The following is a 19,916-nucleotide window of genomic DNA, read 5'->3' as shown; positions in this document are numbered from 1 at the left end:
CGGTCCTCGCCTCGAAGGCCAGTGAGGAGCCCCTTGTGCCCCGTCTCAAGGTTGCCGTGGACGTCGATGCCTGGTTCGCGGAGAACGGCTGGTCACCCGGCCGGAGCGCCGTCGAGCAGGCGTCGGCGTTCGTGGCGGAGGCCGTCGAGGAGAGCCGGAGGTGCGGGTTCCCGGTCGTACCGTTCCCGGAGGTGTTCGTCATCGACGAGCGGGGCCGGTTCTTCTGCATGCACCACACCGGTGACTACTCCATGGGCACCGGCAAGCACGAGGCGATGATCGGCCTCTACGACAGTCCCATGCAGGACGCGGAGGACTTCTATGTCTGACCTGATTCCCGGTACGGCGGCCTCGCTGCTCATCCACGGCACGATCACCAGCCACACCAACCTGACCGGTGACGGCGAGCCCCGGCTGCACCCCGCCGTCCAGGAGTTCTTCGACGGGCTGCCGGCCGCCCTGCGCGAGCCGTTCATCGGGTACTGCGCCGAGTCCGCGCTCGTCTCCGACGAACTCCTCGGATGGGACCGGAAGCGCGGCGACGGCCGTGCCGTCACCCTCGACGAGGCCGTCCCGCACTTCGCGGGCGCCGCGATCGTCGCGCGCAAGATCCGCCCGCACGGCGACCCCGAACACGGCACCGAGGCCGAGGTGTGCCGCTCGTGCTCGGCGCTCCTCGACCGGCTGGGGATCACGATCATCCACGACGAAGCATGACCGGCGTACTGACACGGGCCGGGTGGCAGCCGGACCGCGACGCCGGGGAGGCCGCCATGCTCGCGATCCTCACCTCCGTGGCGGTCGGCGCGAGGCTCTTCCCCGCCGCCGAGCGGGCCGTGCGCGAGTTCCACGGCCTCACCGTCCTCCCCGCCGACACCGGTGGCCGTGACGTCGCGGCCATCGGCAGCGTCGTCGACCCCCGCGAAGCCCGCTTCGACGTCCCGTCCCTGCACCGGGTCGCCGACTCCCTCGGCGTACGCCTCTTCCCCCTCGGCCGTACGGACACGGACGCGCCGCTCGCGGTCGACGAGCACGGCCGACTGCTGATGCTCGGAACCGGTGGGCCCTGGCTCCTCGGTGAGACCGTCCGCGACGGCCTCACCGCGCTCGCGGAGGGCATCGCGCCGAGGCGACTCCGCGCACCCCGCTGGAGCTTCCCGCTGCCCGACGGGCCCGCCGATCTCGGCGCCGCCGTACGGGCCGCGCTCGTCGCCGTCTACGTCCTGCACAGCGCGGGCGTGTACAGCGGTCGCGCGCTGCACCTGCGGGCCACCACTCTGCGGGGGATCGGCGTCGTGGCCGTCGACGAGGACTTCCCGCTCGGCCCGGGCTCCCTGGACGCCGGCGCCGAGCTGCTGATCGCGGCGATGACCGGGCGTCTCGACGCCGCGGGCGCCCGCGCGGCCGGCTGCGAACTGACCCTGACGGTCTCCGTCCCGCCCGGCACGGAGGGGCCGTCCGCCACGGTGGAGTGCACCGTGACGGTGGGCAACCCGGCCGAGGCCCCCGCCCTGGACCTCGCGGCCGGCCTGTCCGCCTCCGCGGGCCCCACGGCGACGTCCCTGGAGAGCTGCGCCCGGTCCTTCGCCGCCTGGTCGGGGGCTCCGGTCAGCGCCTGAAGGCCTGCCGCCCCTCGCGTCCGAAAGGAGCCCCCTGTGCCCCGTCTTCGCGTCCCCGCGGACGTCGACGCCTGGTTCGCCGCGTACGGCTGGTCTCCCGGCCGCGACGTGGCGGACCAGGTCCCCGCGATCGTGGCGGAGATCGTCGGGCAGACCCGGAGCGACGGGTTTCCGCTGGAGCCCTTCGCCGCCGCCACGGACTTCCTCGCCGAGCACCTGGGGCTTCGCGTGACCATCGACGCGCGCCGCGAGGACCACCTGCACCTCACGCCGGCCATCGTCTGGCACTGCACCTCCGAGGACATCGCGGAGCTGAGCCGCGACCTGGGCGTGCGGCTCTTCCCGGTGGGCTGGGACTCCTCGGAGGGCGAGGTGATCGTCATGGACGAGCAGGGCCGGTTCTTCTGCATGCACCACACCGGCAACTACTACATGGGCACCGGCAAACACGAGGCCATGATCGGCTACTCCCAGGCCCCCATGCAGGACGCCGAGGACTTCCACGTCTGACCGGGTCAGTGGACGGAGAAGCCGCCGTCCACGAAGAGCGCCTGGCCCGTGACGTACGCCGAGGAGGCGCTCGCCAGGAAGACCGCCGCACCCGCGAAGTCCTCGGCGAGGCCGTTGCGGCCGACCATCGTCCGGGCCGCCAGGGCCGCCACCTTCTCCGGGTCGGAGGAGAGCCGCCGGTTGAGCGGGGTCATGACGAAGCCCGGGACCAGGGTGTTGGCCGTGACGCCGTACGGCGACCACGCCTCCGCCTGCGAGCGGGCCAGCGACTCCAGGGCGCCCTTGGAGACCCCGTACGCACCGCTCTGCACGAACGCGCGGTGCGCCTGCTGCGAGGTGACGTGGATGATCCGGCCGAAGCCCCGCTCGGCCATGCCGGGACCGAAGCGCCGGCCGAGCAGGAACGGCGCCTCCAGGTTCACGGTCATCGTCGTGTCCCACACCTCCTCGTCCAGCTCGCCGAAGGGCGGACGGAGGTTGACGCCCGCCGAGTTGACCAGGATGTCGGGCTCACCGAAGACGGCCGCCGCCGCCTCCGCCCCGGCCCTGATCCCCTCACGGGTGCTCAGGTCGGCGCTCACCCACGCGGCCCGGCAGCCGTCGGCCGTCAGCTCGTCCACCGTCGCGACGAGCTCCTCCTTCCTGCGGGCGAGGACCACGACCCGCGCCCCGGCCCGGGCCAGTGCCCCGGCGACGGCCCGGCCGATGCCGGAGCTGCCGCCGGTGACGAGGGCGGTGCGGCCTTCGAGGGAGAAGAGGTCGGAGAGATACCCGCCGGGCGTCGTGCTCATCAGTTCTGCGCTCCTCGCGTCGTGCGTGCACCGGCCCCTCCGTGTGCGGTGGAGGGCGGGTACACGCATCCTGGCAGACGCGGTTCGGTCCGGCGGTGCGAGGGATCGCGAACGGGCTCGTGAACCAGGCCGGTTCAGCGGTGTCCGGTCCGTGGGCTCGCCACGGACCGGACACCGTTCACTCAGCCGACCTGCCCCCGAGGCGCCGGGGCGTAACCCGCCGGGCGGGTCGTGAACGTGCCCCGGCCCTGGGTGCGGCCGCGCAGCCGGGACGCGTAGCCGAAGAGTTCGGCCAGCGGGACCGTCGCCGACACCACCGCCGTACCGGAGCGGGTCGTCTGGTCCGTCACCCGGCCCCGGCGGGCCGCGAGGTCGCCGAGGACCGCGCCGACCGACTCCGCCGGGACGGTGACCGTCACCTCGGCCACCGGCTCCAGGAGCGTCATCGCGCTCGCGCGGAGCGCCTCGCGCAGGGCGAAGCGGCCCGCCGTGCGGAACGCCATCTCCGAGGAGTCCTTCGGATGCGTCGCGCCGTCCGTGAGCGTGACCCGGACACCCGTCACCGGGTGGCCGCCGAGCGGGCCCTCGACGAGGGCGTCCCGGCAGCCGGCCTCGACCGCGCGGACGTACTCCTGCGGCACGCGCCCGCCCGTGACCGAGGAGGCGAAGGCGAAGTCCTGCTCCTCACCGGCCGGTTCGACGTCGATGACGACATGGGCGAACTGGCCCGCGCCGCCGTCCTGTTTGACATGGCGGTACAGCAGGCCGGTGACGCCCTTCGCCACCGTCTCCCGGTACGCGACCTGCGGACGGCCCACCGTGACCTCAAGACCGCGGTCGCGCCGCAGCTTCTCCACCGCGACCTCCAGGTGCAGTTCGCCGAGCCCCGACAGCACGGTCTGGCCCGTCTCCGGGTCGGACCGCACGACCAGCGACGGGTCCTCCTCGGAGAGCCGGGCGAGGGCCGTCGCCAGCCGGCCGGTGTCCGTGCTCCGGCGGGCCTCGACCGCGACCGAGACCACCGGGGCGGCGGTCGTCGGCGGTTCGAGGACGATCGGCGCGTCCGGGGCGCAGAGCGTCGCGCCCGGCCGGGCCGTCTTCGGGCCGACGACCGCGACGATGTCGCCGGCGCGCGCCGTCTCCAGCTCCGTCGTCCGGTCGGCCTGGACGCGCAGGATGCGGGAGATCCGCTCGGTGCGGCCGGTGGTGGTGTCGAGCACGGTGCCCCCCTTCGTGAGCGTGCCCGCGTAGACGCGGACGTAGGTCATGCGGCCGGTGGCCGTCGCGCTCACCTTGAACGCGAGCGCGGTGAACGGCGCCGCCGGGTCCGCCGCCGCCCCGCCGCGGACCGGAGGCATGTCGGACGGAGCCGGGAGGTACGCGACGACGGCGTCGAGGAGCGGTTCGACGCCCCGGTTGCGGTAGGCCGAGCCGCAGAGCACGACCACGGCCTCGCCGGTGAGGGTGAGGTCCCGGAGCGCCCCCGTGAGGGTCTCCGCCGAGAGCGAGCCCTCGCCGCAGAACTCCTCCAGGGCGCCCGGATGCAGCTCCGCCACCGCCTCCTCCAGGAGTCGCCTGCGGTGCCGGGCCTCGTCCAGGAGCCCGTCGGGGACCGGTTCGTCGGTGTACGTGTCGGCGCCGTCGGCCCACACGTACGCCCGCATCCGGACCAGGTCCACGACGCCGGTGAAGCCGTCCTCGCGTCCGATCGGGAGCTGGACGGGGAGCGGGACGGTGCCGAGGCGCGTACGGATCGACTCCACGGCGCCGTCGAGCTCCGCGCCCGCGCGGTCCAGCTTGTTCACGAACGCGAGGCGCGGGACACCGTGCCGGTCCGCCTGCCGCCACACCGTCTCGCTCTGCGGTTCGACGCCCGCGACGGCGTCGAAGACGGCGACGGCGCCGTCGAGGACGCGCAGCGAACGCTCGACCTCGTCGGAGAAGTCGACGTGCCCCGGGGTGTCGATCAGATTGATCCGGTGGCCCGTCCAGTCGCAGCTGACGGCCGCGGCGAAGATCGTGATGCCCCGGTCCCGCTCCTGCGGGTCGAAGTCGGTGACGGTCGTCCCGTCGTGGACCTCACCGCGCTTGTGGGTGGCGCCGGTGAGGAAGAGGATCCGCTCGGTGACGGTGGTCTTGCCCGCGTCGACGTGGGCGAGGATGCCGAGGTTGCGGACGCGGTCGGTGAGGTGGGTACGCACGGTGTCGTGCCTTTCGCTGCTGCGTGGAGACAGGGCAGCGCGATTCCCGGACGGATCGAGAAGGGATCAGGACGTCACGGGTCGGCGATGGCGGGCGCGCAGCCGCCACCGGCCGGGGGGAGAGGCGAGGATCACGTCGTACCGGGCACGGGAGGGCGACACGGCGACGGCACGGTGGCTGCGCACGGTCTTCTCCCCTCGGACGGACGTCTCTCGGCGCACCGACCGGTGCGCCGAGACGCGAGTGTAGGGAGACGAACCGCGGGTGCGACAGCGGTTTTTACGCGGAGACGGGAGCGGCGGTGGTGGCCTCGGCGGGCTGGAGGAGGTCCCAGCGGTTGCCGTAGAGGTCCTCGAAGACGACGACCGAGCCGTACGGCTCGTGGCGCGGCTCCTCCTTGAAGACGACACCCGCCGCGGTCATCCGGGCGTGGTCGCGGGCGAAGTCCTCGGTGTGGAGGAAGAAGCCGACCCGGCCGCCCGTCTGGTTGCCGACCGAGGCCGCCTCGGCCTCGTTCTTGGCACGGGCCAGGAGCAGGCCGGCGTTGCCGAGTCCGCCGACGCCCGCCGCGCCGCGCGGGCGGACGACGACCCAGCGACTGCCGTCGCCCCGGTCGGTGTCCTCGACGAGTTCAAAGCCGAGGGCGTCGGCGAAGAAGGCGATGGCCTCGTCGTATTCACGGACGACGAGGGTGACGAGTGCGATGGACGGCATAACCCCAACGTAATACGTGGAAGCGGTAGGAATCTACTCGCGTCAACCCGCGTCGTCGCAGGTACGACCCTCGTCGGGAGGAGGGTCCGGACGAGGGGCCGGGGAGGGTCCGGCGGGGTCCGGACGAGGGTCCGGGGGAGGGGTGGCGAGGGGTGCGACAATGCCCCGCATGGACGTGCGGAGCTTCGACCGGCTCGCGGCCCGGGCGCGGGCCCTCGCCGAGCCGGGCCCCGGCCCGCGCCGGCGGCGGATACTCGGGCTCGCGGGCCCGCCGGGCGCCGGGAAGTCCACGCTGGCGGCGCGGCTCGTCGCCCGCCTCGACGGACTCGCCGTGCTCGTCCCGATGGACGGCTTCCACCTCGCGCAGGCCGAGCTGGAGCGCCTCGGCCGGGCCGGGCGGAAGGGCGCGCCCGACACCTTCGACGCCGCCGGGTACGCAGCGCTCCTCACCCGGCTGCGCGCCCCCGAACCGGGCACCACCGTCTACGCCCCCGCCTTCGACCGCTCCCTGGAGGAGCCGATCGCCGGCTCCGTGGCCGTCCCGCCCGAGGTCCCGCTCGTCGTCACCGAGGGCAACTACCTCCTGCACGACGAGGGCGCCTGGGCCGCCGTCCTGCCCCTCCTCGACGAGGCCTGGTACCTGGACCTGGACGACCGCCGCCGCGTCCCCCGGCTCGTCGAGCGACACGTCCGCTTCGGCAGGGAACGGGCGACGGCCGAGCGTTGGGTCCACGACTCGGACGAGGTCAACGCCCGTCTGGTGGCGCGGAGTCGGGAGCGCGCGCACCTGGTCGTGAGCATGACCTGACGGAACAGTACGATCCCGTTCCATGGTCATGAACGCGGGGCGGGACGGCAGCCAGGGCGACACGGTCGAGCTGGAGTACCGGCCGACCCGGGCCGACATCCTCACGGGCGTCCTCGTGCGCGAGCGCCTGCGCCGCCTCCACGTCGTGCGGTGGGGCTTCACGGTCCTGCTGGGCGGCGCCGCCCTGCTGACGATCGTCGCGCAGGGGACGCTCACCGTGCTGACCGCGCTCGTCGCCCTCTGCGCCGCGCTGAGCTGGGCGACACCCCACCTCCAGGCCCGGCAGGTGCTGCGCGTGGTCGCGGGGCAGGGGAACCACCGGACCACCGTGAGCGAGAGCGGGAGCGCGACCGAGACCGAGCACGCCTCGCTGCTCCAGCGCTGGCCGGTCTTCCGCGGCTACCGGGAGACCCGCGACCACGTGGTGCTCCTCGGGCGCGACCGGAGCATCCAGCTCGTGGAGGTGCTGCCCAAGCGCGGGCTGCGCTCCCGGGAGGACGCGGAGCGCCTCCTCGACCTCGTCGGCCGCCACCTGCCCCGCGTCTGAGCCCTGCTCGGAGGGGCGCTCAGGGCGTGTCGCGTCCCGCGTGCCGCACCGCCGCCGTCGCCAGCGCGCGGATCAGGGGGTGCGGGCGGGTGCCGTCGCCCGCGAGCTCCGGCTGGAAGAGGGTCGCCAGGAAGAAGGGGTGCCCGGGGAGTTCCGCGACGCGGACCCCGCCCTCCTCGTCGGCGCCCGTGAACCGCAGGCCGTGGGCGCGCAGCGCGTCGAGGCGACGGCTGTCCGGTCCGTAGTCGCAGTGGTACCGCTCGGTGGTCCGCTCCGCCCCGAGGGCCCGCTCGGCGAGCGAGCCGGGGGTGACCCGGACGACGCCCTCGTGGCCGACGAGCGAGCAGGCGAGCGGCGCGATCAGCAGGTCGCCGGAGTCGGCCGCCGGGTCGTTCTCGGCGTGCGCGGCGCGGGACAGGCCGCAGACGTTCCGCGCGTACTCCAGCAGGGCGTGCTGGAAGCCGCCGCAGGTGCCGAGGAAGGGGATGCCGTCCTCACGGGCCGTACGGATCGCGGCCAGCGCCCCCGCCTCGCTCGCGTACGGGCTTCCCGGCAGCACCCACACCGCGTCGAAGCCGCGCACGGCTCCGGGCGCCTCCGCGTCGCCGGTCGGGATCCAGTACGCGTCGAGCGCGAGGCCGTCCCGTTCGGCGAGGGCGTCGAGGAGGACGGGGACGCGGACATGCGACCTGACGTGCGGGGAACGGTCGCCGACCAGGGCGATGCGGGGGGCGGGGCGGGAGGTGATGGTGTTCATGACGGCCATGCTGGTCGGCGCCCCTTGTTCACGTCCAACGATGATTCGTGCACACTCCATCAGAAATGCTTATGCCGCCGTCGATAGGGTGACCGTATGACGACTGATCACACGGCAGGACAGGACCCGGTCCGGGAGTGGGAGCTGCGGGTCGCCGCGCTCTGGGAGCGCCTCGACGAGCACGAGCCCGCCGACTTCCGCGCCGCCGTCGCCGCCCTCGCCGCCGAGCGGGCCGAGGACGACCCCGCGGCCCTCTTCGAGCTGGGCGCCGCCCACGACTCCACCGGACAGCCCGCGGAGGCCGTCCGCCTCTACGAGCGCGCCCTCGACCACGGCCTCACCGGGCTGCGCCGCCGCCGGGCCGTCGTCCAGCTCGCCAGCAGCCTCCGCAACCTCGGCCGGCCCGACCGCAGCGTCGAACTCCTCACCGCCGAGCGCGACATCCCCGCCGAGCGGCTCGACGCCGACGAGCTCGCGCTCTCGGGCGCCGTCGACGCCTTCCTGGCCCTCGCCCTCGCCGACACCGGCCGCGACCGCGAGGCCGCCTCCCTCGCCCTCGGCGCCCTCGCGCCGCTGCTGCCCCGCTACAACCGCTCGCTCGCCCACTACGCCCGCGCCCTCCTCACCGCCCCCGACGGCTCCTGAGCGGCTCCGTGGACCCGCACCTCCTCCGTACGTACGTCACCGTCGCCCGGCTCGCCTCCTTCTCCGAGGCCGCCCGCGAGCTGGGGTACACGCAGTCGGCAGTCTCCCAGCACATCGCCGCACTGGAGACCGACCTCGGGCTGCCGCTGCTCGGCCGGCGGCCCGTCGCCCCCACCCCCGCCGGGCGGCGGCTCCTCGAACACGCCGGAGCGCTGCTCCTGCGCATCGACGCGGCCCGTGCCGACCTCGGACGGTTCGCCGCCGCGCCCCGCACGACCCTGAGCGTCGCCGCGTCCCCGCTCGCCCTGCACCCCCGTGTCCTCGCCGCCCTGCCCGCCACCGGGGTCACCCTGCGCGCCCTGCCCCGCGAGCGGGTGGCCGAGGCCGTCGCCACCGGAGAGGCCGACGCCGGGCTCGTCGACGGGATCGCCGCGCCCAGCGACCCGCTGCGGCTGCCCGACGTCGCGCCGCTCACCGCGACGGGCGTCGCCGAGGAGCCGCTTGCCGTCGTGCTGCCCGCCGGCCATCCGCTCGCCGGGCGCGCCGGGCTCCGGCTCGACGACCTCGTGGACGCCCGCTGGCTCGACGCGCCCGCCGCCGGCGTCCCCCTCGGCCGGCTCCGGGAGGTCCACGCCGGACCGGCCGGCCGGGGCTTCCGCACGGCCCTGCGCTACGAGGGCACCGACACCCGCACCCTCGCCGCCCTCGCCGCCGCCGGGCACGGTCTCGCGCTGCTGCCGCTCCCCGTGGCCACCGGCGTCCCGGGAGCCGCGGCCGTCCCGCTGGCCGCGCCCCGGCTCGTCCACCGCACCGAACTCCTCCTCCCGGGGCCCGAACGGCCGCCCGGGCCTGACGGGCGGCGCGGGCCCGACCGGCCCGGCGAACCCGACGGGCCCGGCGAACCCGACGGCCCGGCGGCCGAGTTCGCGCGACGGCTCAAGAGCTGACACCCGCACTCGCTACCCTGTGCGCAACGGCGACGGAAGGCGGGCTGACGTGGGCTGGCTACGGCGAGGACCCAAGAGGGACGGCGAGGACGCGCCGAGGGATCCCGAGTTCGCGTACTTCTCGGAGCGGGAGGCGGCGCTCTTCCGCGGCCGGGTCCGCTCCACCTTCGCCGAGCTGGGCCTGGAGGTCTCCGTCTACGCGGACCACGTCGTCGACGACCGCAAGCGGCGGTTCGGCCTCGGCAACCTCGCCGCCGTCTGCCACCAGGACCGCCGCGGCACACGCGTCTGGCCCGAGCTGATCCACCGTCACGTCGACCTGGTCGTACGGGCGATGGAGGGCCCGTCCGCCCTGGAGACCCTCCCTCCCGAACAGATCCGGTCCCAGCTCTACCCCCGGGTCGTCAGCGGCGACGGCATCGACGCCGGCGCCTTCGGGTACGCCAGGACCGTCGCCCCCGGGCTGTACGAGGTTCTCGCCCTCGATCTTCCGGAGAGCGTCATGATGCTCACCGACGAGGCCCTGGACCGGCTCGGCGACCACGCACAGCTCCGCGACCGGGCGCTGCGCAATCTGCGCGGGCTGCCCGTGGAGGAGCACGAGACCGTCCGGGACGCCGACGGCATGTGCTTCGAGATCATCCTCGGCGACTCCTTCTACACCGCGAGCCGGGTCCTCGACCTGGACGGCGTGGCCCGGCGCGTCACCGGGCTGCCGCTCGGCGAGCACGGCGCGCTCGTCGCCCTGCCCTTCCGCCACCAGCTCGCCTTCCACCCCATCCGGGACACCTCGACCGTCCCCGCGCTCGGCGCGATGGCCTCCTTCGCCGCCTCCGCGTACGAGGACACGCCGGGGGCCATCAGCCCGTACGTCTTCTGGTGGCGCGGCGGCACGCTCACCCAGCTCAGCGAGCACGACGCGGACTGCGGCGAGCTGCGGATCGTCGTCGGCGACGACTTCCAGGAACTGCTGGAGCGGCTCATCGCGCAGGGCCCGGACCGCCGCTGAGCGGTCGCGTCGGGGCGCGCCCGGGGGCAGGATGCTGTACGTCGACGCCGCCGCAGCCGCCGCGAAGGAGCCCCCTCATGCCGAGCACCCCCCACGCATCCGCCGAAGAGGTCACGCCCTTCACCGCGGACGACTACCGGGCCCGGATGGCCCGCGCGGCCGAGTCCGCGGCGGACGCCGGGCTCGCGGGCGTGCTCGTCGCGCCCGGCCCCGACCTCGTGTACCTCACCGGCTACCAGCCGACCGCGATCACCGAACGGCTCACCGTCCTCGTCCTCGCCGCCGGCCAGGACCCGGTCCTCGTCGTCCCCACCCTGGAGGCGCCCGACGCGGAGCGGGCGACGGGGGCGGCGGCGCTGACGCTGCGCGACTGGACGGACGGCAAGGACCCGTACGCCGTCACCGCCCCGCTGCTGGATGTCGACGGCCGGTTCGGCGTCAGCGACAACGCCTGGGCCATGCACCTGCTCGGCCTCCAGCACGCACTCCCCGGCACCGCGTACGTCTCCCTCACCGAGGCCCTGCCCATGCTCCGCGGTGTCAAGGACGCGCACGAGCTCGCACGGATCGCGGCGGCCGGGGCCGCGGCCGACCAGGCGTACGGCGAGATCCTCAAGGTCCGCTTCGCCGGGCGCAAGGAGACCGACGTCGCCGCCGACCTCGCCGCGCTCCTCATGCGCTTCGGCCACTCCCAGGTCGACTTCACCGTCGTCGGCTCGGGCCCCAACGGTGCCAACCCGCACCACGAGGCGGGCGACCGGACCATCGAGCACGGCGACATGGTCGTCCTGGACTTCGGCGGCCTCAAGCACGGCTACGGCTCCGACACCACCCGTACCGTCCACGTCGGCGAGCCGACCGACGAGGAGCGGCGCGTCCACGACCTCGTGCGCGAGGCCCAGCAGGCCGGCTTCGAGGCGGTCCGCCCCGGCGTCGCCTGCCAGGAGGTCGACCGCGCGGCCCGCAAGGTCATCAAGGACGCCGGCTACGGCGAGTACTTCATCCACCGCACGGGCCACGGCATCGGCGTCACGACGCACGAGCCGCCGTACATGATCGAGGGCGAGGAGCTGCCGATCGTCCCCGGCATGTGCTTCTCGATCGAACCGGGCGTCTACCTCCCGGGCCGCTTCGGCGTCCGCATCGAGGACATCGTGACGGCGACGGAGGACGGCGCGGGGCGCCGCTTCAACAACACCCCGCACGAGATGGCGATCGTCGAGTAGGTCCCGGAACCCTCCCGGGCGCCGGTCAGCCGTCCGTCAGGACGACCACCGACTCGCCCGGGAGGCGCAGGACCCCGTCCGCGCCCGGGGCCTCGACCGGCTCCCAGGCCGCGAGGACCCGGTCGCGGCCGTTCGAGCCGAGGGGGATCACCGCCGGCTCCCCGCCCAGGTTGACCGCGACCCGCAGGTCGCCCCGGCGGAAGACCAGCCAGCGGGCCTCCTCGTCGAAGGCGACCTTCACGCCCCCCAGGTCCGGGTCCGTCAGGTCGGGCAGGGTCCTGCGGAGGGCGATGAGCTGGCGGTGCCAGGTCAGCAGGTGCTTGTGCGGGTCCCGCTCCCGCTCCGCGCGGTCCAGCACCGAGCGGTCGCGGGTGGCCGGCTCCTGCGGGTCGGGGACCTCGTTCTCGGCCCAGCCGTGCGCCGCGAACTCCCGCCGCCTGCCGCGCCGTACGGCCTCCGCGAGCTCCGGGTCGGTGTGGTCGGTGAAGTACTGCCAGGGCGTCTTCGCCCCCCACTCCTCGCCCATGAAGAGCATCGGCACGGAGGGCCCGGTCAGGACGAGCGTCGCCGCGCAGGCGAGCAGACCGGGGGAGAGGGAGGCCGAGAGGCGGTCGCCCAGCGCCCGGTTGCCGATCTGGTCGTGGGTCTGCGCGTACCCCAGGAAGCGGTGGGCGGGGGTGCGTTCGCGGTCCACCGGGCGGCCGTGCCGGCGGCCCCGGAAGGTCGAGTACGTGCCGTCGTGGAAGAAGACGTGCGTCAGGGTCTTGGCGAGCGCCGCCATCGGGGCCCGCGCGAAGTCCCCGTAATAGCCCTGGGACTCACCGGTGAGGGCCGTGTGCAGCGCGTGGTGGAAGTCGTCGTTCCACTGGGCGTGGACACCGAGGCCGCCGAGCGTGCGCGGGGTCGTCGTCCGCGGGTCGGCGAGGTCGGACTCGGCGATCAGGAAGTGCTGGCGGCCCTGCTCCTTCGCCAACTCGTCCACGGCGGAGGAGAGTTCTTCGAGGAAGGTCAGCGCCCGGGTGTCGGCGAGCGCGTGCACCGCGTCGAGCCGCAGCCCGTCGATCCGGTAGTCCCGCAGCCAGGCGAGCGCGCTCCCCAGGAAGTACGCACGGACCTCGTCCGAACCCGGCGCGTCCAGGTTCACCGCCGCGCCCCACGGCGTGTGGTGCGTCTCGGTGAAGTACGGCCCGAAGAAGGGGAGATGGTTGCCGGACGGGCCCAGGTGGTTGTGCACCACGTCGAGGACCACGCCCATGCCGAGACCGTGCGCCGCGTCCACGAACCGCTTGAGGGCCATGGGCCCGCCGTACGGCTCGTGGACCGCCCACGGCGCCACCCCGTCGTACCCCCAGCCCCGGACCCCGGGGAACGGGCACAGCGGCATCAGCTCCACATGGGTGACGCCGAGGCCGGCGAGCTCCCCGAGGCGCGCCGTCGCCGCGTCGAGCGTCCCCTCGGGGGTGAAGGTGCCGACGTGCAGCTCGTAGAGGACCGCGCTGCGCAGCCGCAGCCGCGGGGACTCGTGCCGCCAGGAGTACGAGGAGTGGTCGACGACCGCGCTCAGGCCGTCGGGCCCGTCGGGCATCCGGCGCGAGCGCGGGTCCGGCAGGACGTGCCCGCCGTCGAGGGCGAAGCCGTAGCGGTCGCCGTCCTCGGCGGGGACGACCCCGGTCCACCAGCCGTCCCGCTCGGCGTCCCGCTCCAGGGCGTGTCCCGTGCCGTTCAGCTCCAGCGTGACCTGGTCCCGGGCGCTCGGCGCCCACACCTCGAAGAGCACGCGCATCCCCTCGTCGACGGTTCCACCACTCAACGACTGACTACCGCGTCCATCCTGGCAGTCAGGACCCCGACTCGCCCGGCGCGTCCCACACGTAGTTGATCGCCCGCTCGAAGGTGACGTAACCCGTCCGGCCGAAGGACGCCGCCATCGGTACGTTCCCCAGGTCCGTCGCCGCCCTGATCCGGGGCACGTCCGTGGCCGCGAGGATCCGGGTGCCCTCCGCCAGGATGTCGTCGATGTAGCCGTGGCCGCGGTGGGCGGGCAGCACGCCGATGTAGGCGATGGTGTGGTGGTAGTTGTTCCGGGCGGGGACGACGAAGCCGACGGGCTCGCCCGTCTCCGGCAGCTGCGCCACCTGCCACCACTCGCGGGGCGAGGTGTAGTGCGCGAACTCCTCGTCGTAGTGCAGCTCCGCCGCCTCGCGGGCCGAGAGCCCGGACGCCAGGTCGGCCTGGCCGTGCGCGTCGAGGGTGCCCTCCATGACGGGCGTCATCAGCGCGACCAGGTCCTCGCGGTCCCGGACCGGCCGGAACTCCAGACGGCCCGTCGGCTCCGGCACGGGCGTGCCGGGGCGCCACTCCAGACGGAGCCGCTCGACGAGCGGGCGCGCGCCCGAGCGCTCCAGGACGTCGAAGAGCGACTCCAGGACGGACCGGGTCTCCGGGACCTCGCGCCAGTCCGCCGGCATGAAGCGGCCGAACTCCGGGCGCTGCTTCCCCGCCGGGACGACCGAGGCCGCCGCGGTCTCCAGGAGCCGCAGGCTGATGTCGGCGCGCTCCTCCTCGGCGAGTTCCGGGGCGAGGTCGAAGAAGTCGAGCGCCAGCGGTTCGGCGCCCGCCTTGTTCGTCCACCAGGCGATGCGGCCGAGGAGTCGGTCGCCGTCGAGCGCCACCCACATCCACTCGGGGAGGCGGCGGCCGGTGGCGAGGTCGTCCGCCAGCTCGTGGTCGAGCGAGTACGTGAGGCGGAGGAACAGGTCGAGTTCCCCGGGCCCGGCGAGCGGGCGTATGACGAGGTCCGGAGCGGTGCTGCCGGGAGCGGCGTCAGAAGCGGTGTCACGAACGGTGGTTCGGGTGGTGCGGGAAGAAGACGCGGTCACGTCGTGGTTCCCCCTGGGGATCTCTGGTGCGGTGACCGCAGACCGTAGCAGCGATCTTGCCGGACCGGCACGGAGTTCCCAGGTCGGAGGCCCTTCTGGACACTTCGGGCCCGACAGGCCGACAATCACTTTGTGACGACCCCTTTCGAGCTTCCGGCGAACACCCCTCGGCTGACGGACGCCGAGCGGGACCGTGCGCTCGGGCTGCTCCGTGAGGGCGCCGCGCAGGGACGCCTCTCGCACGACACCTTCCTCTACCGGATGGAGCGCGCGCTCCAGGCCCGCCGGCCGGACGAGCTCGACCTGCTCGTCGCCGACCTGCGGACCGAGGGCGCCTGGTCCAAGCGGGTCGTCGGCGCGGTCGAGCGCATGTCCGCGTTCACGGCGCGGCTCGGCCGTGCCTGGCGCGCGGAGCGGCTGCCGAAGCTGCTGATGCCGCTCCCCGGCCCGCATCCGCTGCGGATCGGCCGCGACCCGGTCAACGGCCTGCGGCTCAGCCACGAGACCGCGTCCCGGCTGCACGCGGAGCTCTCCCACCAGAGCGGGATGTGGGTGCTGCGCGACCTCGGCTCGACGAACGGGACGACCGTCAACGGGCGCCGGGTCACCGGCGCGGTCGTCGTACGGCCCGGGGACGTCGTCGGCTTCGGCCAGATGACCTTCCGCCTCTCCCACGGCTGACCGGCACCACGAACCGGCGCGGGGCCGCCCCCGCGCACCGCACCGGGCCGACCCCGCGCTGACGCCCCGCCGCGCCTCCGTGCCGACACCGCGCCTCCGTGCCGACACCGCGCCTCCGTGCCGACACCGCGCCTCCGTGCCGACACCGCGCCTCCGTGCCGACGCCCCGCCGCCCTCCGCGCTGACACCGCGCGCGCCGCGCCTCCGCGCCGACCCCACGCACCGCCTCGCGTCCCCGCACGTCACCGCCCGTCTCCCTTCACCCGTTCGGCGGTATGTGGCGCGCCGTGCGGGCCACCCGGTGATGGGGTGAGGAGACGCGCGCCACACTTCTCCGGCCGCGGCACCCACCGCCGATCGACAGGGGGCGCGATGAGCGACGAGCCGAACCGCGGAGCACCGGACCGGGGCATACGGGACGCCCGGCCCCAGGAGTCAGGGGACCCCTGGACGCGACTGCCGTCCATGGTCCCGGGCGCGGCCTCCGCCGCGATCCCGACCGTGCCGTCCGGCCCGGCCCCCGCGCGGGGCACCACCGCGGGCCGCGTGCGGACCGTCGCCGAGCGGACCGCCGCACCCGGCGGTCCCTTCGCGCCCACCGGGCGGACGGTCGCACCGAGCCCGCTCGACCCCGGAGCCACGCGCGACCCGCACGCGATCCACCGGACCCTGCGCGAGGAGTTCCCGCTCACGTACGACCCGCTGCTGCGCGCCTGGGTCCTCAGCCGGTACGCGGACGTCGCCGCCGCCCTCACGGACAGCCGCTTCACGCACGGGCACCGGCCGGGCGACCCGCCCTGCTCCCGGGCCCACGTCGACGTCGACATGGCCGAGTTGAGATCCGTCACCGAGCGCACGGCGTACGTCCTCGCCCGTCGGATCGCCGAACGCCCGCAGGCCGACCTCGTCGCCGACTTCTGCCACTGGCTGCCCGCCGGGACCGTCGCCGCCGCGGTCGGCGTGCCCTACCGCGACATGATGCGGCTCGTCCGCGGCCGGGCCGCCGGGGCACTCGCCGGGGAGTGCGGCGGCCAGATCGCCGTACGCGAGAAGGCGCTCGCCTCCTTCCTCGGCAACGTCCTCGCCGACCCCGACCAGGTCGCCGCCCTCCGCGACGCCCCCACCGCACTCGTGGCCCGCGCCTGGACCGAGTCGCTGCGCCGCGACCCGCCCGTGCAGATCGCCGTGCGCCGCACCCGCGCCGAGGTGGCGGTCAGCGGCGGCACCGTCCCGGCGGGCGCGTCCGTCGCCCTGCTCGTCGGCTCCGCCGGCCGTGACCCGGAGCGCTTCCGCGAACCCGACCGCTTCGACCCGTTCCGCGACGACCCGGGCCAGCTCACGTACGGCAGCGGCTTCTGCCCCGCGGTGCTGCTCGCCGGTCTGGAGGCCGAGTACGCCCTGCGCGCGCTCTTCTCGGCGATGCCCCGGCTGCGCCTCGCCGACGGCTTCCGGCCCGACGCCACCGGCCTCATCACCCGGGCCCCGCGCAGCCTGATCGTCCGCCCCGGCGGCTGATCCGGGGTGGAACGAGGGGTCCGGTACCGCTGCTAGGGTGACGTGCGCTCGTCAAAAGAGCCCTACTTCTGTACCACTTTCCACGGGGATTGAAACATGAATAAGCGTCATGTCCGGTTCATTGCCGTCGCTGCCGTCGCCGTCGTCGCCCTGACCGGTGCCCGCGGCTCGAACGGCGCCAGCTGTGGCGGCAGCAGCAGCGGCAGCTCCGGCAGCTCCAGCGGCAGCAACCACAGCGACAACGACGGCGGCAGCACCTCCGGCGGTTCCGTGTCCGGCGGCTCCTCCAGCGCCGACAAGGCGATCCGCGACGTGACCATCGACGAGTGCAAGTACGACTCGGCGACCAAGAACCTCGTCGCGCGGATCACCGTGAAGAACGACGGCTCGATGGACTACGACTACAGCGTCAGCATGAAGTTCAAGGGCGCCGCGGGCGGCAGCGTCACCCCGCGGACCGCCTTCGAGGCCGGGATCGCGGTCGCGGCGGGCGCCTCCCAGAGCGTCGAGGTGAAGACCCCGTACATCGGCACCGGCGACGGCTCCGAGTACACCGAGTGCGAGGTCTCGCGCGTCTCCCGCTTCTGATCTCCCCCTTGACCGCCCGCTTCTGATCGACCGAGCGCTCCCGGACTCCGGGGCGCTCAGTCGTCCAGCCGGGCGAGCAGGGCCACCGGACGGTCCGCGAAGAGCTCCGCGAGCTTGAGCTCCGTCGCCGGGCCACCGGTGAACTCCCTTACGCCGTCGAGAAGATCGGCCCAGCGGCCGTCCGGCAGGACCAGCTCGGTGTCCTGCCAGCCGCCCGCCTCCGCGAGCCGCAGGGAGAGTCGGGTCACCGCCGTCACCACCGCGCCGGAGCGGGCGAAGGCCAGGCAGTGCGCGGCGGCGGGGCCGCTCGCCGTCAGCGGCGCGTACGCGCCGCCCGGGCCGAAGGCCTCCGGGCGCTCCCGGCGCAGCCCCAGCGCCGCCCGGACCAGGGCCGTCCGGTCGTCGTCCGGGCCCGGCGCGAACGGGGCCCGGTTGTCCGGGTCGACGAGCGCCCGGTACTCCCGCTCCGTGTTCTGGTACAGCTCCGGCACGCCCGGCATCGTCAGCTGCACGAGCGCCGCGCCCAGCGCGTGGGCCCGGATGTGCGGTTCGAGGGCGAAGGCCGCCTCCGAGGCCGACCGCAGCGGGATCCGGCCGGGCCCGGTCGCCGTGAACTCGGCCACCGCCCGCTCGTACGCCGCGTCCGGCTCGGTCCAGCTCGTCCGGAGGCCCGCCTCCCGCACGGACTTGAGGACCGCCGGGCCGAGCCGCTCCGCGTCCGGCGCGCCGAAGCCGAAGGCCGTCTGCCAGGCCGTCCACGCCAGGTGCGGATCGGGCGCCGGGACCCCCGAGACCTCCGTCAGGAGCGCCGCCCACACCTCCGGGCACTGGGCGAGCACCGCGATCGCGGCCCGCACGTCCGCGCTGCGCTTGGTGTCGTGCGTGGACAGCACGGTCCCGGTGGCCGGCCAGTCCCGGGCGATCCGCAGGCAGTACGCGTGGAAGTCGTCCACGGACACCGCCGGACGCCCCGCGTCCCCGCCCACCTCGTTCGCCGAGAGCAACGGCGTGTACCGGTAGAAGGCCGTGTCCTCCACGGACTTGGCCCGCAGCGCCGAGGAGGTCTGCGCGAACCGCGCCCGGAACGCCCGGTGTTCCGGACCGTCCCCCAGCGAGCCGAGCGCCAGGTCCCGTACGAGGTCGACCGCGGAGGCCTCCTCCGGCACGGCGAACGCGGCCTTCGCGCCCCGGGCCGCCGCCGGGGTCAGCACCTCCTCGCCGCCCGTCCGGTAGGTCCGGTAGACCGGCACACGGACGAGCAGCTCCCGGACGGCCGTCCGCACGGCCCAGGGCGCGTGGTCCCGCAGCGCCGGGTCGGCCGCGCAGATCCGTTGCGCGATCCGGGTCAGCGCGGCCGTCTCGGCGGCCAGGTCGTGCGTCACCACCTCGTACGCGGCGCGCCGCGCGGTCGCCTCCCACCGGCCGCCCCGGTCCCCGGCAGAGCCCGTGAACTCACGGTAGACGTCGGCGAGTTCGTCGGCGCCCACCGGATCGGTGAGGACTCCCTCGACCTGGCGGAGCGCGTCGTACCCCGTGGTGCCCGCGACCGGCCAGGCGGCGGGCAGCGGCTCCGTCCCCGTGAGGATCTTCTCCACCACCGTCCAGCAGCGCCCGCCGGTCGCCGCCGCCAGGTCCTCCAGGTACCCCTGCGGGTCCGCGAGCCCGTCCGGATGGTCGATGCGCAGCCCCTCGACCACCCCGTCCGCCACCAGCTCCACGATCTTCGCGTGGGTCGCCGCGAACACCTCGGGGTCCTCCACCCGCACCCCGATCAGCTCCGAAATGGTGAAGAAGCGCCGGTAGTTGAGCTCGGTGCGGGCCAGCCGCCACCAGGCGAGGCGGTACCACTGGGCGTCCAGCAGCTCGTCGAGCGGCAGCCCCCCCGTGCCGGCCCGCAGCGGGAAGTCCTGCCCGTCGAGGTGCAGCGCCCCGTCCGAGACCCGCAGCCGGTCGCGCACCTCGGGGAGCCGCGCGGGCAGCACCGGCAGCAGCAGCCGGCCGTCCCCGGCCGCCCAGTCGACGTCGAACCAGCGGGCGTACGGCGAGTCCGGGCCCTCGCGGAGCACCGACCGCAGCGCGTGGTTGTGCCGGGGGGAGGCCGCCATGTGGTTGGGGACCAGGTCCACGACCAGGCCGAGGCCGTGGGCCCGCGCGGTCGCCGCCAGGGCCCGCAGGCCGTCCTCGCCGCCGAGCTCGGCCCGGACGGAGCGGTGGTCGGTGACGTCGTAGCCGTGGGTCGAGCCGGGCACCGCCTCCAGGACGGGGGAGAGGTGCAGGTGCGAGACCCCGAGCCCGGCCAGGTGCGGCACGGCCCGCTCGGCGGCGGCGAACGGGAACTCCGGCTGGAGCTGGAGCCGATAGGTGGCGGTGGGGAGCGCGGAAGGGGCCGAGGAGGAGGTCATGCGAACGTACGTACCCCGCGCGAGGCCTTCTGTGTCATCGCCCTATGCACTCGTTCGTGTGCATCGCGTTACGGTC

20 protein-coding genes are annotated in these 19,916 nt (G+C 74.6%); 13 read left to right on the top strand and 7 right to left on the bottom strand.

Annotated features, from left to right (window positions below):
* Positions 1-35 precede the first annotated feature (35 nt).
* From ACF08F_RS27705 to ACF08F_RS27690, 4 genes are read left to right on the top strand one after another with little or no spacing between them, the layout of a single operon-like run.
* Positions 36-329 carry an SUKH-3 domain-containing protein gene (locus ACF08F_RS27705; protein ID WP_392301229.1) on the top strand — a complete coding sequence of 98 codons (294 nt, stop codon included), beginning with the start codon at positions 36-38 and terminating at the stop codon, positions 327-329.
* Positions 322-717 carry a YwqJ-related putative deaminase gene (locus ACF08F_RS27700; protein WP_392301228.1) on the top strand — a complete coding sequence of 132 codons (396 nt, stop codon included), beginning with the start codon at positions 322-324 and terminating at the stop codon, positions 715-717. The genes ACF08F_RS27705 and ACF08F_RS27700 overlap by 8 nt, the downstream gene beginning before the upstream one ends.
* The gene (locus ACF08F_RS27695; RefSeq protein WP_392301227.1) at positions 714-1,619 is read left to right on the top strand and encodes an SUKH-3 domain-containing protein; all 906 of its coding nucleotides are present in this window, start codon (positions 714-716) and stop codon (positions 1,617-1,619) included. The genes ACF08F_RS27700 and ACF08F_RS27695 overlap by 4 nt, the downstream gene beginning before the upstream one ends.
* A 36-nt stretch (positions 1,620-1,655) precedes the next feature.
* Positions 1,656-2,129, top strand: a complete 474-nt coding sequence (locus ACF08F_RS27690; protein ID WP_392301226.1) for an SUKH-3 domain-containing protein — start codon at positions 1,656-1,658, stop codon at positions 2,127-2,129.
* A gap of 5 nt (positions 2,130-2,134) precedes the next feature.
* On the opposite strand, the gene ACF08F_RS27685 is transcribed toward ACF08F_RS27690, so the two are convergent.
* The 3 genes from ACF08F_RS27685 to ACF08F_RS27675 all read right to left on the bottom strand — a co-directional run bounded on the left by ACF08F_RS27685 (position 2,135) and on the right by ACF08F_RS27675 (position 5,836).
* A complete protein-coding gene (locus ACF08F_RS27685; RefSeq protein ID WP_392301225.1) occupies positions 2,135-2,920 on the bottom strand; it encodes an SDR family NAD(P)-dependent oxidoreductase in 786 nt (261 codons plus the stop codon).
* Positions 2,921-3,102: 182 nt separating this feature from the next.
* Positions 3,103-5,121 carry an elongation factor G gene (gene fusA / locus ACF08F_RS27680; RefSeq protein WP_392301224.1) on the bottom strand — a complete coding sequence of 673 codons (2,019 nt, stop codon included), beginning with the start codon at positions 5,119-5,121 and terminating at the stop codon, positions 3,103-3,105.
* 280 nt (positions 5,122-5,401) lie between these two features.
* The gene (locus ACF08F_RS27675) at positions 5,402-5,836 is read right to left on the bottom strand and encodes a VOC family protein (protein WP_392301223.1); all 435 of its coding nucleotides are present in this window, start codon (positions 5,834-5,836) and stop codon (positions 5,402-5,404) included.
* A 169-nt stretch (positions 5,837-6,005) separates the two neighbouring features.
* Here ACF08F_RS27675 and ACF08F_RS27670 point away from each other — a divergent pair, with 169 nt between their 5' ends.
* Both ACF08F_RS27670 and ACF08F_RS27665 read left to right on the top strand, forming a co-directional pair.
* A complete protein-coding gene (locus tag ACF08F_RS27670) occupies positions 6,006-6,644 on the top strand; it encodes a nucleoside/nucleotide kinase family protein (protein WP_392301222.1) in 639 nt (212 codons plus the stop codon).
* A 22-nt stretch (positions 6,645-6,666) separates the two neighbouring features.
* A complete protein-coding gene (locus tag ACF08F_RS27665; protein WP_392301221.1) occupies positions 6,667-7,191 on the top strand; it encodes a YcxB family protein in 525 nt (174 codons plus the stop codon).
* A 19-nt stretch (positions 7,192-7,210) separates the two neighbouring features.
* Here ACF08F_RS27665 and ACF08F_RS27660 read toward each other — a convergent pair whose 3' ends face one another.
* The gene (locus tag ACF08F_RS27660) at positions 7,211-7,948 is read right to left on the bottom strand and encodes a hypothetical protein (RefSeq protein WP_392301220.1); all 738 of its coding nucleotides are present in this window, start codon (positions 7,946-7,948) and stop codon (positions 7,211-7,213) included.
* Between the two features lie 96 nt (positions 7,949-8,044).
* On the opposite strand from ACF08F_RS27660, the gene ACF08F_RS27655 reads away from it, so the two are divergent.
* The 4 genes from ACF08F_RS27655 to ACF08F_RS27640 all read left to right on the top strand — a co-directional run bounded on the left by ACF08F_RS27655 (position 8,045) and on the right by ACF08F_RS27640 (position 11,775).
* Entirely contained in the window at positions 8,045-8,593 is a 549-nt protein-coding gene (locus tag ACF08F_RS27655; protein WP_392301219.1) for a tetratricopeptide repeat protein, read from the top strand.
* 8 nt (positions 8,594-8,601) lie between these two features.
* Positions 8,602-9,540, top strand: coding sequence for a LysR family transcriptional regulator (locus tag ACF08F_RS27650; RefSeq protein WP_392301218.1), 939 nt, complete (start codon positions 8,602-8,604; stop codon positions 9,538-9,540).
* Between the two features lie 49 nt (positions 9,541-9,589).
* Positions 9,590-10,549, top strand: coding sequence for a hypothetical protein (locus ACF08F_RS27645; RefSeq protein WP_392301217.1), 960 nt, complete (start codon positions 9,590-9,592; stop codon positions 10,547-10,549).
* Positions 10,550-10,626: 77 nt separating this feature from the next.
* A complete protein-coding gene (locus ACF08F_RS27640; protein WP_392301216.1) occupies positions 10,627-11,775 on the top strand; it encodes an aminopeptidase P family protein in 1,149 nt (382 codons plus the stop codon).
* Between the two features lie 25 nt (positions 11,776-11,800).
* On the opposite strand, the gene treZ is transcribed toward ACF08F_RS27640, so the two are convergent.
* Positions 11,801-13,552, bottom strand: a complete 1,752-nt coding sequence (gene treZ, locus ACF08F_RS27635; protein WP_392301324.1) for a malto-oligosyltrehalose trehalohydrolase — start codon at positions 13,550-13,552, stop codon at positions 11,801-11,803.
* Positions 13,553-13,613: 61 nt separating this feature from the next.
* Positions 13,614-14,531, bottom strand: coding sequence for a GNAT family N-acetyltransferase (locus tag ACF08F_RS27630; RefSeq protein WP_392301323.1), 918 nt, complete (start codon positions 14,529-14,531; stop codon positions 13,614-13,616).
* Between the two features lie 255 nt (positions 14,532-14,786).
* On the opposite strand from ACF08F_RS27630, the gene ACF08F_RS27625 reads away from it, so the two are divergent.
* The 3 genes from ACF08F_RS27625 to ACF08F_RS27615 all read left to right on the top strand — a co-directional run bounded on the left by ACF08F_RS27625 (position 14,787) and on the right by ACF08F_RS27615 (position 17,438).
* Positions 14,787-15,335 (top strand): FHA domain-containing protein, encoded by a 549-nt coding sequence (locus ACF08F_RS27625; RefSeq protein ID WP_392301215.1) that lies wholly within the window; start codon positions 14,787-14,789, stop codon positions 15,333-15,335.
* 372 nt (positions 15,336-15,707) lie between these two features.
* Positions 15,708-16,850, top strand: coding sequence for a cytochrome P450 (locus ACF08F_RS27620; protein ID WP_392301214.1), 1,143 nt, complete (start codon positions 15,708-15,710; stop codon positions 16,848-16,850).
* Between the two features lie 96 nt (positions 16,851-16,946).
* Positions 16,947-17,438, top strand: coding sequence for a hypothetical protein (locus ACF08F_RS27615; protein WP_392301213.1), 492 nt, complete (start codon positions 16,947-16,949; stop codon positions 17,436-17,438).
* A 56-nt stretch (positions 17,439-17,494) separates the two neighbouring features.
* Here ACF08F_RS27615 and treY read toward each other — a convergent pair whose 3' ends face one another.
* Positions 17,495-19,840, bottom strand: a complete 2,346-nt coding sequence (gene treY / locus ACF08F_RS27610; RefSeq protein ID WP_392301212.1) for a malto-oligosyltrehalose synthase — start codon at positions 19,838-19,840, stop codon at positions 17,495-17,497.
* Positions 19,841-19,916 lie beyond the last annotated feature (76 nt).

The sequence above is a fragment of the Streptomyces sp. NPDC015130 genome (genome assembly GCF_043080005.1).
Classification (GTDB): domain Bacteria; phylum Actinomycetota; class Actinomycetes; order Streptomycetales; family Streptomycetaceae; genus Streptomyces.
This window is presented reverse-complemented; position numbering and strand designations above follow the sequence as displayed.

Coding starts and splice junctions, on each gene's coding strand:
- ACF08F_RS27670 (WP_392301222.1), top strand. CDS start 6,006: ATGGACGTGCGGAGCTTCGACCGGCTCGCGGCCCGGGCGCGGGCCCTC.
- ACF08F_RS27660 (WP_392301220.1), bottom strand. CDS start 7,948: ATGAACACCATCACCTCCCGCCCCGCCCCCCGCATCGCCCTGGTCGGC.
- ACF08F_RS27620 (WP_392301214.1), top strand. CDS start 15,708: ATGAGCGACGAGCCGAACCGCGGAGCACCGGACCGGGGCATACGGGAC.
- ACF08F_RS27665 (WP_392301221.1), top strand. CDS start 6,667: ATGGTCATGAACGCGGGGCGGGACGGCAGCCAGGGCGACACGGTCGAG.
- ACF08F_RS27700 (WP_392301228.1), top strand. CDS start 322: ATGTCTGACCTGATTCCCGGTACGGCGGCCTCGCTGCTCATCCACGGC.
- ACF08F_RS27675 (WP_392301223.1), bottom strand. CDS start 5,836: ATGCCGTCCATCGCACTCGTCACCCTCGTCGTCCGTGAATACGACGAG.
- ACF08F_RS27640 (WP_392301216.1), top strand. CDS start 10,627: ATGCCGAGCACCCCCCACGCATCCGCCGAAGAGGTCACGCCCTTCACC.
- ACF08F_RS27655 (WP_392301219.1), top strand. CDS start 8,045: ATGACGACTGATCACACGGCAGGACAGGACCCGGTCCGGGAGTGGGAG.
- ACF08F_RS27615 (WP_392301213.1), top strand. CDS start 16,947: ATGAATAAGCGTCATGTCCGGTTCATTGCCGTCGCTGCCGTCGCCGTC.
- ACF08F_RS27685 (WP_392301225.1), bottom strand. CDS start 2,920: ATGAGCACGACGCCCGGCGGGTATCTCTCCGACCTCTTCTCCCTCGAA.
- ACF08F_RS27695 (WP_392301227.1), top strand. CDS start 714: ATGACCGGCGTACTGACACGGGCCGGGTGGCAGCCGGACCGCGACGCC.
- treY (WP_392301212.1), bottom strand. CDS start 19,840: ATGACCTCCTCCTCGGCCCCTTCCGCGCTCCCCACCGCCACCTATCGG.